The organism is Agathobacter sp. LCP21S3_B2 (assembly GCF_052118705.1).
In the GTDB taxonomy this organism is placed as follows: domain Bacteria; phylum Bacillota; class Clostridia; order Lachnospirales; family Lachnospiraceae; genus Roseburia.
Map to the genome: position 1 here is coordinate 180,422 of NZ_JBQKGQ010000002.1, position 15,061 is coordinate 195,482.

At 43.0% G+C, this 15,061-nt stretch carries 12 protein-coding genes, 1 pseudogene and 1 riboswitch; all 13 genes and pseudogenes read right to left on the reverse strand.

Features of this window, described 5'->3' with window-relative positions; genetic code table 11:
• Positions 1-117: 117 nt before the first annotated feature.
• The 13 genes and pseudogenes from ACTQ1L_RS02350 to ACTQ1L_RS02410 all read right to left on the reverse strand — a co-directional run bounded on the left by ACTQ1L_RS02350 (position 118) and on the right by ACTQ1L_RS02410 (position 14,943).
• The gene (locus ACTQ1L_RS02350) at positions 118-1,617 is read right to left on the reverse strand and encodes a sensor histidine kinase (protein WP_321110566.1); all 1,500 of its coding nucleotides are present in this window, start codon (positions 1,615-1,617) and stop codon (positions 118-120) included.
• Positions 1,618-1,741: 124 nt separating this feature from the next.
• A complete protein-coding gene (locus tag ACTQ1L_RS02355; protein ID WP_321110565.1) occupies positions 1,742-2,431 on the reverse strand; it encodes a response regulator transcription factor in 690 nt (229 codons plus the stop codon).
• Between the two features lie 336 nt (positions 2,432-2,767).
• Positions 2,768-3,949 carry a methionine adenosyltransferase gene (gene metK / locus ACTQ1L_RS02360; RefSeq protein WP_441365321.1) on the reverse strand — a complete coding sequence of 394 codons (1,182 nt, stop codon included), beginning with the start codon at positions 3,947-3,949 and terminating at the stop codon, positions 2,768-2,770.
• A 100-nt stretch (positions 3,950-4,049) separates the two neighbouring features.
• Positions 4,050-4,152: riboswitch (SAM riboswitch) on the reverse strand.
• 296 nt (positions 4,153-4,448) lie between these two features.
• Positions 4,449-5,741: a UDP-N-acetylglucosamine 1-carboxyvinyltransferase gene (locus ACTQ1L_RS02365; RefSeq protein WP_308499323.1), complete on the reverse strand. Its 1,293-nt coding sequence runs from the start codon at positions 5,739-5,741 to the stop codon at positions 4,449-4,451.
• A 187-nt stretch (positions 5,742-5,928) separates the two neighbouring features.
• Positions 5,929-6,435, reverse strand: a complete 507-nt coding sequence (locus ACTQ1L_RS02370) for a shikimate kinase (protein ID WP_321110563.1) — start codon at positions 6,433-6,435, stop codon at positions 5,929-5,931.
• Positions 6,419-7,639, reverse strand: coding sequence for a peptidyl-prolyl cis-trans isomerase (locus tag ACTQ1L_RS02375; protein ID WP_441365322.1), 1,221 nt, complete (start codon positions 7,637-7,639; stop codon positions 6,419-6,421). Before ACTQ1L_RS02375 ends, ACTQ1L_RS02370 begins: the two co-directional genes overlap by 17 nt.
• 163 nt (positions 7,640-7,802) lie before the next feature.
• The gene (mfd, locus tag ACTQ1L_RS02380; protein WP_441365323.1) at positions 7,803-11,336 is read right to left on the reverse strand and encodes a transcription-repair coupling factor; all 3,534 of its coding nucleotides are present in this window, start codon (positions 11,334-11,336) and stop codon (positions 7,803-7,805) included.
• A gap of 208 nt (positions 11,337-11,544) precedes the next feature.
• Positions 11,545-12,105: an aminoacyl-tRNA hydrolase gene (gene pth, locus ACTQ1L_RS02385; RefSeq protein ID WP_441365324.1), complete on the reverse strand. Its 561-nt coding sequence runs from the start codon at positions 12,103-12,105 to the stop codon at positions 11,545-11,547.
• 84 nt (positions 12,106-12,189) lie between these two features.
• Complete coding sequence (locus ACTQ1L_RS02390) at positions 12,190-12,993, reverse strand: DNA-3-methyladenine glycosylase family protein (protein ID WP_441365325.1); 804 nt, start codon at positions 12,991-12,993, stop codon at positions 12,190-12,192.
• A 107-nt stretch (positions 12,994-13,100) separates the two neighbouring features.
• On the reverse strand, positions 13,101-13,514 hold the full coding sequence (locus tag ACTQ1L_RS02395) for a hypothetical protein (RefSeq protein ID WP_441365326.1): 414 nt from the start codon (positions 13,512-13,514) through the stop codon (positions 13,101-13,103).
• A 390-nt stretch (positions 13,515-13,904) separates the two neighbouring features.
• Positions 13,905-14,138, reverse strand: coding sequence for a hypothetical protein (locus tag ACTQ1L_RS02400; protein ID WP_441365327.1), 234 nt, complete (start codon positions 14,136-14,138; stop codon positions 13,905-13,907).
• A gap of 11 nt (positions 14,139-14,149) precedes the next feature.
• Positions 14,150-14,407, reverse strand: a pseudogene (locus tag ACTQ1L_RS02405) (MerR family transcriptional regulator); the annotation flags it as partial.
• A gap of 185 nt (positions 14,408-14,592) precedes the next feature.
• Positions 14,593-14,943 (reverse strand): hypothetical protein, encoded by a 351-nt coding sequence (locus ACTQ1L_RS02410; protein ID WP_148873226.1) that lies wholly within the window; start codon positions 14,941-14,943, stop codon positions 14,593-14,595.
• Positions 14,944-15,061: the final 118 nt, after the last annotated feature.

The following is a 15,061-nucleotide window of genomic DNA, read 5'->3' on the forward strand; positions in this document are numbered from 1 at the left end:
TATTTTCCAATAATTAAAGCTCCCGGCTGACAACACTATTTGTGCTGTCACTCGGGAGCTCTTAATTTAATTTTTTATTATAGTTTTACTTTTTATGTCAATATCCTGTTTATTTGTTTACTGCCGGTTCATATCCTGTGTTTCCTGATACTTTCTGATTACGAAAAACATGGTAGTTCCATCACCCTCTTTACTGATAGCCCATATCTTGCCGCCGTGATCCTCTATAATCTTCTTTACGATGGAAAGTCCTATGCCACTGCCTCCCGTGGCCGAATTTCTCGACGCATCCGCTCTGTAAAATCTGTCAAAAATATATGGCATATCTCTCTGGTCGATTCCTCGTCCATTGTCCTCGATTTCAACCTGTATAAAGTCACCAACATCATTTATCCTGATATCTATATAGCTTTGTGTCTTGTTCATATACTTCACCGAATTGCCGACTATATTATTAATCACACGGCGAAGCTGCTCCGGATCAGCAATGATAAGCACGTTGCCATCCACATGATTCTCATATGAAAGCCTGATATTTTTTGCCTCAAGATCGAGTCCTATTTCCTCAACACAGTCGTTAAAATAATCTGTGACATTTATCTTCGCAAAATTGTATGGAATCCTGTTCGTGTCAATCTTCGAGTAAAGTGTCAGCTCATTAATGAGCTTATCCATATCGTTTGCCTTATTGTAAATGGTTCTGACGTATTTATCGACCTTTTCAGGGGTGTTTGCCACTCCGTCAATTATGCCCTCGGCGTAGCCCTTTACCGCAGTAATAGGAGTCTTTAAATCATGCGCGATATTGCTTATTAACACTCTGTTTTCAGACTCATTCGTCACCTTTTCCTCGGCATTTTTCTTGAGGCGGGCACGCATCTGCTCAAACGCAGTACACAGCTCGCCAATCTCTCCGTCGCTCGGACTCGTCTCAAGCTCAAAGTCCAGATTGCCATCCTTGATATTTTCAGCGGCAATACGCAGCCTCTCTATCGGTGTGATGATACTCCTGTATATCCACACTATAAGCATGGCAGCCGTAGTAAGAAGTATAAATACAAGTGCAAATGCTCCCTCTATCAAAACAGTCCTGACCTCGGGAATCACGCACGCAGTTGATGTCACTATGTAAAGACTCGCCTCGTCACCATCACTGTCACGAAAATTAAGCTGCTTTATGAGCACCTTGTCATCACTGTCCATATAGCTGCTCACATCAGAGCTGCTATGCTTATTGGATATTCGCGGAAGCTTTCTCAAAATATCATCATTGTCAATTCCACCATTGAAAATGAGCTCTCCTTCACTTTTCACTATGAGATATGAATACTTCTTCTCCAGCTTCTTATTTATCTTAGTCAGATAATCACTATCAAGAAGCTTGGATGGTTCTATGAGCGATGTCTTCTCGAGCTCATCATATGTGTGCCCTGTCACCTTGTTCAGAAACTGCACCGTGTCAGTGAGTGCGAGCATGCCCGCATCCTCCATGCCATATGTCTTGTTTATGGCCTTTAGCTGAATATTATTGAAACCCACAAGCACTATACTGGTGAGCACAACAGGCACAAAAATAATTATGCAGAATGATATAGCAAGTTTTGTTTTTATCTTCATAGTATTCTCCATTTGAATAAATTAATAAGCCACTTTATATATACAACAAGGACATATCCTTTCTCATTTGAATTTGATATGTCCTATTAATACTACAATATCTACTATAATTTTATAAAAATCACTACAACTTAAATCTGTATCCCACACCCCAAATAGTCTCAATGTACTGAGGCTTTGCAGTGTTCATCTCGATTTTCTCACGAATCTTCTTGATATGTACAGTGACTGTCGCGATATCTCCTACCGAATCCATATTCCAGATTTCCTTGAAGAGCTCCTCCTTGGTAAACACATGGTTTGGATTCTCCGCAAGAAATGTGAGCAGGTCAAATTCCTTTGTGGTAAACTGCTTTTCCTCTCCGTTTACCCACACACGGCGAGCTGTTTTGTCAATCTTGATACCACGAATCTCAACGATATCATTTTCAGGTGCAGCGCTTCCAATGAGACGCTCATATCTGGCCAGATGAGCCTTTACCCTGGCAACAAGCTCTGATGGTGAAAATGGCTTTGTGACATAATCATCTGCGCCGAGTCCGAGTCCTCTTATCTTGTCGATGTCATCCTTCTTGGCTGAAACCATGAGTATCGGTGTGTTCTTTTTCTCACGAATCTGTTTGCAAATCTCAAATCCATCAATTCCAGGCAGCATAAGGTCAAGAATAAACAAATCAAAATCCTCCGCCAATGCCCTTGCGAGACCGCTTGTGCCATCATTCTCCACCTCTACCTCAAAGCCACTCAGCTCCAGGTAATCCTTCTCAAGATCAGCAATTGCAACCTCATCCTCTACTATCAAAATTCTGCTCATATCCGTTCCTCCTCAAAATTTATTCGTTATCGTCTGCCTATAGATATGTTTATAGTTACATTTAAAATTTTATTATTCGCGTATCACTTATACCTTCGATATGTTACCTGATAATCTCAGATTATTATAAATCATTATAATCCTCATTTGATTAATCTCTTACGACTAAACCATATATAAAAAAGCCATGGAAACCGACTCAATGTCAGTCCCATGACTTAATTATATCATATATCCGATAACTTCTGTCTAAATTTTCTCTAAATTCTTTCTAAGAAATATAATGTATACTATCCGGCACTCACAACCTAAAAAGCGCGAAGCCCCACATATTGTTTAGAGATATTTCTTGAGGTCCTCAACCTTATCAAGTGCCTCCCAAGGCAGCTTGATATCTGTACGTCCGAAGTGTCCGTATGCTGCTGTCTGGCGGTAAATAGGTCTTCTGAGATCAAGCATCTTGATGATTCCTGCCGGACGAAGGTCGAAATTCTCTCTTACGATTTCAACAATTCTGTCATCTGCAAGCTTTCCTGTGCCGAATGTATCAACCATGATAGATGTTGGCTGTGCAACACCGATAGCATATGAAAGCTGAATCTCACATCTGTCAGCAAGTCCTGCTGCTACAAGGTTCTTTGCTACGTATCGTGCTGCGTATGCTGCTGAACGGTCTACCTTTGTACAGTCCTTTCCTGAGAAAGCTCCGCCGCCGTGACGTGCATATCCACCGTAGGTGTCTACGATAATCTTACGACCGGTGAGACCTGCATCTCCGTGTGGTCCACCTATTACGAAACGTCCTGTAGGATTGATAAAGAACTTTGTCTTATCGTCAATCATTTCCTTTGGAAGAATTGGATCAAATACATATTTCTTGATGTCCTCATGGATCTGCTCCTGGGTAACATCCTCGTCGTGCTGTGTTGAAAGTACAACTGCCTCAAGTCTTACCGGCTTTCCTGCCTCATCGTACTCTACTGAAACCTGTGTCTTTCCGTCTGGACGAAGGTATGTAAGTGTGCCGTCTTTTCTAACCTTTGTGAGCTGGAATGCAAGCTTGTGAGCGAGTGCGATTGGGTATGGCATGTACTCCTCCGTCTCATTTGTAGCATATCCAAACATCATTCCCTGATCTCCGGCTCCGGTGTCGAGGTCGTCTGTAAGGTCGCCCTCTTTGGCCTCGAGTGCCTTGTCAACTCCCATGGCGATATCAGCAGACTGCTTGTCGATTGAAACCATTACTGCACATGAGTTTCCGTCGAGTCCCTTCTTTCCGTCATCATATCCGATCTCAAGTGCTGTTTTTCTGACGATTGCAGGAATATCAAGCTGTGCCTTTGTGGTAATCTCTCCTGTTACAAGGATGAAGCCTGTACAGCTTGCTGTCTCACATGCGACACGGCTCATCGGGTCCTGCTGTATGCATGCATCAAGGATGGCATCTGATACTGCATCGCAGAGCTTATCCGGATGTCCCTCAGTTACTGATTCTGATGTAAATAATAATTTCTCCATTAATTATCTGTTGCTCCTTTCATACTATGTGACCAATATTTTTCCAATAAAAAAACCACTTACTTTAAATAAGTGGATTAAAATTAAGATAATAAAAATCCTCTTATTGTTCGATTACTCGCTCAGGTTGGCACCTTCCTGTTTTCTAACGGGGTTGCCGTGACTTCATAGATCCTTTGTATCTCCATCACTCTGAATAAGAGAAGTTACAATATAGAATTTTTCAAATCTCTGTGAGCTATATTACTACCACATGATATATATGTCAAGTACCATTTTCGATACAATTTTTATGCTATCGCGCACCACTTTGTCCGTTCGCTGTCATATCAAGCTTTGAGAGTGAAGGTTTTACAAAGTACAATACAAAGTTCCTGCTTTTGTTTTTGAAAAAAGGGTTACGGAGTAGTTACTCAAAAAAATTATAAAATAACCAAAAATAAGAACCGTACATCTACAGTAAGATGCTGCCGGTTCTTATTTTATATATACCTATCTATTACGATACCTTGAGTATGAACTTCTGAAGCTCCTTCTCATCCTCTACCCTGGCAATCTTTGCGCCAATCTTTGTAAGCTTCTCCTCGAGTGCCTCATAGCCTCTCTGGATATAGTAGATATCATCAACCACTGTGATGCCCTCTGCTGCAAGACCTGCTATAACCAGTGCAGCTCCTGCTCTTAGGTCAGGTGCATTCACTCTGGCACCTGTGTATCTTTTCACACCGCTGATGATTGCTATATTGCTCTCTACCTTTATATCAGCTCCCATTCTGGTGAGCTCGTCAACATACTTGAAACGATTCTCAAATATGCTCTCTGTCACTGTACTGGTGCCCTCAGCGATACCCAAAAGCACCGCCATCTGTGGCTGCATATCTGTCGGGAAGCCCGGATATGGAAGTGTGGTGACCTGTGTATGCTTTAAATGTCCGTCTGATATTACTCTGACTGAGTCATCAAACTCCTCTACCTGGCAGCCCACCTCCAAAAGCTTTGCTGTGGTGGCCTCAAGATGCTTTGGAATGACATCCTTTACCAGCACGTTGCCTCCTGCTGCCGCAACTGCAAACATGAATGTACCGGCCTCAATCTGATCCGGAATGACAGAATACTCTGTAGCATGTAATTTCTCCACACCTACAATTCTGATGACATCGGTTCCTGCGCCCCTGATATTTGCTCCCATGCTATTTAAGAAGTTTGCCACGTCAACGACATGAGGCTCCTTAGCCGCATTCTCGATAACAGTCTTGCCATCTGCCATGGCTGCAGCCATCATGATATTGATTGTGGCACCTACAGAAACCTTATCCATATATATGTGTGTGCCCTTAAGCTCCTTTGCCCTGGCGATGACAAGGCCATGAGCTATGTCTATGTCCGCTCCCATGGAGCGGAAGCCCTTCATATGAAGGTCAATCGGCCTGCTTCCGATATCACAGCCTCCCGGAAGCGCAACCTCTGCATGCTTGTATTTTCCAAGTAATGCACCAATTAAATAATATGATGCCCTGATTCGTCTGATGAATTCATTATCGACATTTACGCCCCTGATAAATGAACCGTTTATCTTTACCTTGTGTATATCCACGCGCTCCACATGTGCGCCGATTTCTTCGATTGCCTGAAGTAAGACATTGATATCCCTTACATTTGGCAAATTATCTATTGTTACAGTCTCGTCTGTCATTATGGCAGCAGCCAAAATAGCAAGCGCAGCATTTTTAGCCCCACCAATCTCAACTTCACCGTATAAAGGATTTCCACCTTTGATTACGTACTGTTCCATATTCCACCTCTATGAATTCAGGAGTATACTTCCTCCTAATATACTATTCTCAATTTACACTATTGTTATACATCCAACTACAAATTTCATTTATGACGACGTATTTAAGCCGCCATTTGTGCCGGTGCTGCTTTTAATAAATGACGCAGCAGCTACTATTATCTAATCATATCACGATAAATAAGCACTATAATTCAAGTGCCTCTACCAGCTTCTCTACTGTCTGCTCCACATCAAGCCCCTCCTCGGAAACCTCGATGTCTGCATACTGCTCATACAATTTTGAGCGCTCCTCAAAAAGGGTCTCTAAAGTCTGCCCTTCCTTTAATACTACACCTCTACCCTTTATATCTGCAAGTCGTTTTTCCAAAATAGCATAAGAAACCTTGAGATACACAACTCTGCCTATCTCCTTAAGATGCTCCATGGCCTCTTTTCCGTATACAACCGAACCGCCTGTAGCTATAATGGCCCTATCAGCCCTGATAGAGGCATTGACACGGTTCTCTACCTCTATAAATCCGTCCGTGCCCTTTTCCTCAATTATCTCGTGCAGAAGCTTTCCCTCCTGCTCCTGTATCAGTAAATCCGCATCCAGGAAGCTGTATCCAAGCACCTTTGCAAGTATTACGCCTATGGTACTCTTTCCAACTCCCGGCATGCCTATAAGTACAATATTAGTTTTCTGTTCCATCTACTGCCTCAGTATTCTCTGTATCTGTACTATTGGTGCTTTCTGACTGCTGTGTGCTCTCTGTAGCACTTGTGTCTGCCGCCTTATCGTCCTTCTTGGTAGTAGTAAAATAATTGTGAATCTTGATCTTGTCAAGCTGCTTCTGCTTTACAGACCATTTTTCATCATCCTGCCATCCTGAAAGGATGCCATTGTAATATTTGTCCTCTTTATTGCCCTTTACGGTTTTTCTGTTTGACTCTGTTGCTTCCTCATCGGTCTTTTTGTCGAGCCTTACGATATAGTAAGTGCTGTCTGTGGTGATGAGGTCTGAGGTCTGTCCCTCCTCGAGGGAATTGAGTGCATCCACAACGCTCTGATCAAGATTGTTTGCAGTGTATACACTGTCCTTTGTCTTGCTGTCCGATGACTCTGAGCTCTCTGTAGACTCTGTGTCATCTGATTTCTTATCTGAATCAACTGTCTTCTCCGCATTCGGATCAACATATGTGGCGTATGTGCCTGTTGTGGCTGTAGTGCCTGCTGCCTTGGCTGCATCCTCTAAGGATGATCCGCCTGCAAGCGCCTCTACCACTGCATCTGCCTGTGCCTTTATCTGTGCTGACTGCTCATCTGTATATGTCTGATACTGGTAATTAGAGTCATATGCACCCTTGTAATCGAGCTTCACAATGGTGTATGCAGCCATATTGGCTTCCTCATCCGTCACGCTTGAATCAGCATTTTTGATGATTGCAGCATACATCTTACTCTTTATGAGGCGAAGCTCTAAATATTCCTCGACAATCTCCTCTGTAGCACTCATCTCGTCTATCACATCATCGGAATTTGCCTTCATAAACTTCTCTGCGGCCTTTTTGATTTTCTTTTTCTCATCATCAGAAACCTCTACATCGTAATCTGACTGATGTGCCTTTAATGTGTAAAGCTCATGAGCCTCCTCGATAGCATTTTTCTTCCATGTCTCAAGCAAAGTATCATTGCCTGATACTGTCTTGTCCCAGTAGCCCTCGCCCATGTACTGTATATACATGTCATCATAACCGGCCTCCTGGTATCTTATCATAAAATTAACAAGCCCGAGCTTGATATCCTCTTTATTTAATGTCGCAACTGTTGCGTTTTTATTTATTGTACATCCTGTAAAAGCTGTAACTGAGAGTGTTGCAACTAATAACATGGCTATTACTTTTTTCGTTTTCATTATATCTATCCTCTTTAAAATTGGTATAGTATCGCTCGTATATTATAGAGCTTTTCAGACTTGCTGGCAAGCATTTTCTAAACTTTGTAAATTATCGTCAATTTCGCGTAAAGCAAGGGGCTTTTCCTATGCTATATGCTACATGATTCCAAAATTCGGGTAACTATTCAGCCGAAATCAGTTCCTTACGCATTTGCGAAATCAGTTCCTCCACCACATCAAGCACATCCCGCTTCTTTGCCACGCTGCCATTTTTTAAATCAAATGTGAAATATGGGTTTTCTGCCATATTGAATTTGAGTGAGGATTTATGCTGGGCAATAAGCTCCGGTATCTTCTCCGGATTTATCCTTGCCCGTTCAAACATGGTAAGCTTTATCAATGAGCCTGTCTGCTTTATCTCAGTGATATATACAGCATGTGCCAGCGCCTTGAGCCTTGCCACGCGAAGCAGGCTGAGCACAGATTTTGGTGGTTCGCCAAACCTGTCTATAAGCTCCTCGAGCATCTCATCCTTCTCTTCCTCTGTCTCTATGCCCGCAATACGCTTGTATATATCCAGCTTCTGGAATTCGTTTGCGATATAACCTGCCGGAATATAAGCATCGGTTACGATATCCACGGTCGTGTCAAATTTGTCACTGATATCCTCGATGCCCTTTGCCTCTTTTACAGCCTCGCTCAACATCTTGCAGTACAAATCGTAGCCCACTGCCTCCATGTGTCCGCTCTGCTCCGCGCCGAGCAGATTGCCTGCACCGCGGATTTCAAGGTCTCTCATGGCAATCTTAAAGCCGCTGCCAAGGTCTGAGTACTCCTTTATCGCTGCAAGACGCTTTTCTGCCACCTCTTTTAGCATCTTGTTGCGCCTGTACATGAGGAATGCATACGCAGTACGATTAGACCTGCCGACTCGTCCGCGGAGCTGATAAAGCTGTGAAAGCCCCATGTTGTCCGCATCGTGTATAATCATTGTATTGACGTTTGAGATGTCAAGTCCGGTCTCTATAATGGTCGTGGATACAAGCACATCTATTTCACCATTGATGAAACGGTACATGATGCGCTCAAGCTCCGTCTCCTTCATCTGTCCGTGCGCAAATGCAACAGTCGCATCCGGCACCAGTTCCTGCAGCTTTGCTGTTATGTCTGCTATGTCGCGCACCTTATTGTACACATAGTACACCTGTCCGTTTCTGGCAAGCTCCCTGTTAATTGCCTCTCTGACAAGCTCATCATTGTACTCCATGACATATGTCTGAATCGGTACACGGTCCATCGGCGGCTCCTCAAGCACGCTCATATCCCTTATGCCGATTAAACTCATGTGGAGTGTCCTCGGAATCGGTGTAGCAGTCAGTGTGAGCACATCCACATTGACCTTCATCTGCTTAATTTTCTCCTTGTGAGTCACTCCGAAGCGCTGCTCCTCATCGATTACCAAAAGTCCCAGATCCTTAAACTGCACATCCTTTGAGAGTATACGGTGTGTTCCGATAATGATATCGACCTCACCCTTTTTGAGCTTTTCTATCGTCTTTTTCTGCTCCGCCGGACTTCTGAAACGACACATCAAATCCACATTCACCGGAAAATCCTTCATCCTCTGCGAAAACGTATCGTAAATCTGCTGTGCCAGAATGGTTGTCGGGGCAAGATACGCCACCTGCTTGCTGTCCTGCACCGCCTTGAAGGCTGCACGGATTGCAACCTCCGTCTTGCCATAGCCCACGTCACCGCAAATCAGTCTGTCCATTATTTTATGGCTCTGCATATCAGTCTTTGTGGCTTCAATTGCAAGAATCTGATCCTCAGTCTCATCAAAAGGGAAAAGCTCCTCAAACTCTCTCTGCCACACCGTATCCTCGCCGAAGGCATAGCCGTTTTGCTGCTCACGCTGGGCGTACAGCTTCACCAGGTCTCCTGCAATCTGCTTTACCGCACCTCTCACCCTATTCTTTGTCCTGGTCCATTCCTGACCGCCAAGCTTGTTGAGCTTTGGCTTTTTTGCGTCCTTTCCGGCATATTTTTGTATCATATCAAGCTGGGTAGCGAGGATATAGAGATTGGAGCCACCCTGATACTCTATCTTGATGTAGTCCTTTACCTTTTTATCCACCTCAAGCTTTTCAATGCCGCGGTAAATACCTAGTCCGTGGTTTTCATGCACCACATAGTCCCCCACCGACAAATCGGTAAAGCTCTGTATTTTCTCACCCTCATAGGTGCGGTGACGCTTCTTTTTCTTCTGCTGCGCCCCAAAAATATCTGACTCCGTAATCACGGCAAACTTTAGGATAGGATACTCAAAGCCTCTTCTCACCTTGCCGTAGCAGACCATAATCTGCCCCTCGGAAAGCTCATGGTCGTAGTTTTCAGTGTAAAAGCATGTGATTCCCTGGTCTGTGATATCCTCTGAAAGCCTCTTTGCCCTTGTCCTTGAACCGGATAAAAGAATGACTCTGTAACCGTTTTTCTTATAGCGCTTTAAGTCCTTTATCAAAAGCTCAAAGCTGTTGTTGTATGGGCTGACGCTCTGACAGTGAATACCATAACTTCCCAGCTGGTGCAGTCCGTTTGCTTTATTATCAAGTGCAGCGAGTGCGATGCACGAATACTTTCCAAGCTTTGCCACTATCTCCTTCTCTGTAAAAAGACCGTTCATCTGCCCCGGAAGTATATATCCCATCGCAAGTCTCTGCTTCATGCTCTCTGAAAACTCAGTCTCTGTAAGCTTTCCCTGCTCTGCGCACCTGGTCAGCTCATCGAAAAATATAAGGCTGTCCGATGGATTAAAATAATCCAAAATCCCGACTCTCTCGTCAAAAAAGTACGACAAAAAAGCATCCATGCCCGCATACATGGACAGCTCTCCCCACTCCTCGGTAAGCTCGTCTGCCATCACACTCACTCTGTGAGCTTCCTCTGTCTTCATCTGCTTTCTAAGCTTGTCAGACACACGCTTTGCCTCTGCCTTAAGCTTTTCAATTCCCCCGGCCTTTTCCTCATCGCTAAGTACAAGCTCTGCCGCCGGATATATGCTCACCCGGTCAATATTTTCAATGGATTTCTGGCTCTCGCAGTCAAAATATCTGATGGTGTCTATCTCGTCTCCCCACAGCTCAATTCGGATAGGATTCTCCTCCGTCAGCGGAAAAACATCAAGAATACCACCCCTGACAGAAAACTGTCCCATCGTCTGGACCTGATACTCTTTTTCATAGCCCATTCTGATAAGAGCAGCCTGAATTTCCTTCAAATCCAAAAGCTGTCCCTGCTCAAGTGTAAGCACGTTTTCCCACATCTTTTCTATCGGCGCCATCGTATTCATCAGCGCATCAAAGGTGGTCACAAGCGTCACTCTCTCCTGCTCACGGATAGCCTTCAAAGCCCTGATGCGCTCCGCTGTCAGGAGATTGCCCCTGATATCCGACTGGTAAAAAAGCACATCCTTTGATGGATAATACACCACCTCTTTGTCAAAAAAACTGTACTCATCGTACAGTTCCTTCGCCTTCTGCTCCCCAAAGGTCACGATAAGCTTGTTTTTCCTGTGACCTCCAAAGGCATATATCATCTGTGATTTTTGCGCATCTATGCATCCCGTGACAGATATAAGTCCGGACGATTTTTCTGCCGTTTTTGTCATCTCCTCAAAGCCCGCAAGGGAAAGGAGTGGCTCTGTAAATGCTTTCACTTTCAATTCTCCATTTCTGTCTGTTCAAAATCACCTTGTCGATTTCCAGCTAGACAACGAAAATTAAGTTGTTGATACATTGAGCGAGGATGCGGTTTCGAGAGTGCATGTCAAAAAACGCAGGCGTAGCGGGCTACGTCAAGGCTTTTTGGCATGTGCTATCGGAATCGCAGACCGGTCAATATATCAATTACTTATTATTCGCTGTCTAGTTATATATGTTCATGGCCTTATCCGTCTCGCCCTGCATCATAAGAACTGCTGCATCCATCGCATGACCGATAGCTTCCTCCACCTTTGCCCTGTCCTCAGAACTGAAACGCCCGAGCACATGGTCAGCAAGATCCCAGCCCTGCGGCTTCTCTCCAACACCGACCTTGATACGGCTGAAGCCCTGTGTGCCGGTCATTGCAATGATACTCTTGATGCCATTGTGACCGCCGGCGCTGCCCTTTTTGCGGATACGGATACGCCCCGGTTCGAGCGAAATATCATCAAAAATAACGATCATTTCCTCATCCGGATCAAGCTTATAAAAATTCATTACCTCAGCAACAGACTCACCGCTTAGGTTCATGTATGTCTGCGGCTTCACAAGCAGCACCTTCATGCCCTCAATCACTCCACTGCCACAGAGCGCCTTGTGCTTTTTGTCTGTCACACTTATATTATATTTATCCGAAAGCGCATCTATCACATCAAATCCAATATTGTGTCTTGTGTGCTCATATTTTTTGTCAGGATTTCCAAGTCCTACTATAACGTACATCGTTTATCCTTTCTCTTTCTAATATTATTTTATCTACATGTCATATGCATATTGTCACATGTCATCTATGTATCTATCCAGAATCTACAATTCAAAATAAAACAAATACTGCTGGATAATTCCCGCCACACCCTTGTAGCGTTCAAAATCAAAGCCATCACTATAATATTTGTCCAAAAGCTGCTTTACATGCGTATCTATCGGAAACGCATCCACATGATGCAAACCGAAAAGGCATATGCAGTTTGCCACCTTTTTGCCAATTCCTTTGCGAGTAAGCAGGTTTTCCATCGCCTCATCATAGCTCATTTTGCGCAGATTATCAAGCCAGTCAGGATTATTAGCACCATACTCATATATTTCCTTCAGATACGGTGCCCTATAGCCAAAGCCCATGCTCCTGTCATCAAATACCTCATCCGGTACCTCAAAAGGCTTGGGAAATGTATACAGTTCTTCCCCCTCTGCACTGCCGTCTATTTTATGTCCGCACCGCCTGCAAAGTAAATCCACACTGTTTGTGATTCGCTTAATGTTATTATTCTGGGAAATCATAAATGTAACAATCATCTCCCACAAATCCTGCCTTAAAATGCGCACACCACTGCCATATGCATATGCCTCCTTCAGATGCGCGTCATCTCCGTCTGCTATAAGCTTTGCAATCCCCGCATAATCTGTATCCATATCCAGATAGCTTTTCCATATATTGTTCCAGTCTGCCTCATCACAGTCCAGCTCAAACTCATTCCCATCCTGCTTAATCCGAAGTGCCCTGTCAAATGCCACTACCGTGTATTCATTTTCTCCTGTATTCTTCCATCTGAAGCACTGACCACTGTCAGCAATCTGTTTTAAATCCAGATTATCTATTTTCGTCTTGTACATATCTGTTTGTCTATCCTCTTTTATTGTAGCTATACTCTAAAAAGCCGGTCTTTCTGTGGCTTATTGTACCACGGATAGACCGGTTTGTGTGAAATATATTTGGATTATTATACCAGCTCAGGAATTTTATAGCCTGCTTTTCTCATCGCTTTTTCAAATTCATCAAGCGACATCTCTGCCTTCTCGGCACCTCTTTTTGCAGAATAGTCTCCCTCCTGTACGGAAAGATAAATTTCAAAAAGACGGCCCTGCTGCATGCCCTCCTGAATGCCACGCTTTTTATGGTCATCCCATGCCTTACACATATTTACCACCTCTTCCTTTTCATCATACTTAATGTCAGTTCCTACAAACAGATTGATAGCTGCTACTGTCTCAACGTCAACTCTTGTAAAGGTTTCGTCTTTTGTAATTAAATCATTCAGCTTTTCCTCATCTGACGCATTTTTCAATAACTCAAACAATGGCCTGAGCCCTGTCTCGAACTTGGAAAAGTCTGTAATTTCCAGTGGATTCAGCAAATTAATCCTGTAATCATTGATGAATGGGAGTATTTCCACGTATATGATGTGTACAATAATCTCTTATATAAAAGCCGGCAAAATCCCCATCCCCCGCTTTTCTCGCAATGTTTTCACATCTGACATTTCAATTTTCCTGCTATTAACTGGTAACATAAAGCATTGAAAATTTCCATGTCTTTGTCGAAAAATGCGAAGTGGTCTGCCCTCTTCAAAGTGATACGCACCGATAAAAATATGCTGTGGTGTCGTATTTACAGAAATATAATGCTTTGAGTTGATTTTAACACAGAGAGGACATTTTGTCATCAAATTTCTGTCTAAAAGACAAGGGCATTGATACTCTATATCAACACCCTTGTTTTTATTGCTATAACCGTTCTGTGATTATTATACCAGCTCTGGTATTTTATATCCTGCTTTGCTCATCGCTTTTTCAAATTCATCAAGCGTCATCTCTGCCTTTTCGGCACCTCTTTTTGCAGAATAGTCTCCCTCCTGTACAGAAAGGTAAATTTCAAAAAGACGGCCCTGCTGCATGCCCTGTTTCATTCCTTGTTGTATTCCTTGCTTCATACCCTCCTGAATGCCAAGCTTTTTGTGATCATCCCATGCCTTACACATATTTACCACCTAAGCAGCTCTATCTGCTGTTCCAAAGCTTTGCTTATATCAAAATCCGGACTATTTATAATTGCCTTGATGTCTTTAAGAGGAAACTCCAATTCGCGAAACAGTAGTATGTGTTGAAGGCGCTCCAAATCTGCATCGTCATACAGTCTGTAGCCTGCATCGGTGTATCCCGTCGGATGAAAAAGACCAATCTTGTCATAATATTGTAGAGTGCGTATACTCACTCCGGCAAGCTTACTCACTTCATGCACTGTCATCATTACTATTTCCTCCCTTGACTTGGTGACTTTAGCATAAACTATTACGCAACGTCGGAGTCAATACTTATTTCAAAAAAATTTTGCAAATAAAATTGAATATAACAATTCTACAACTACAAATCTTCTGTTGCTTTCAATCTCTCCGTAAGACTGGAATTTGATAAGCTCCTCTAAGAGATTATGTTTCAATTTTCTTCTATGTATTTCACTACTCTATCTATATTTCCGCTTTCATATTCATCATGTGTTAATTTGAAACACTCATCCTTACTAACACTGCTGTAGTCTATATACCTAGCAATATCTTCTGGAATTAAAAACAAGTTTACTCCTTCTCGTTTCAGCGATTGTAAATCTCCGTGATTGACATCAACAATTACTTCCGCTTCCCAATTTTTTGCTTTAATTACAGACTGTAAATTTTCTTTTAATACAGCACTTCTCTTTTTTTTAAAAATATTAAAATGTCCATCATGTCCAACCTGTGAATTTCTCCCATTAGTTACATAGGGTACAATGGCTATTTTTTTTATCATTAACTTGTCCTCCTTTTCCACTTCTTATAACTTCCGATTGTTTTAATTCTTCTCAGTTCCGCCTTCTTGCCCTTCGGACAAGAAGTATCCCTCGTTCAAAGAGCTCGGTCAATTCAAA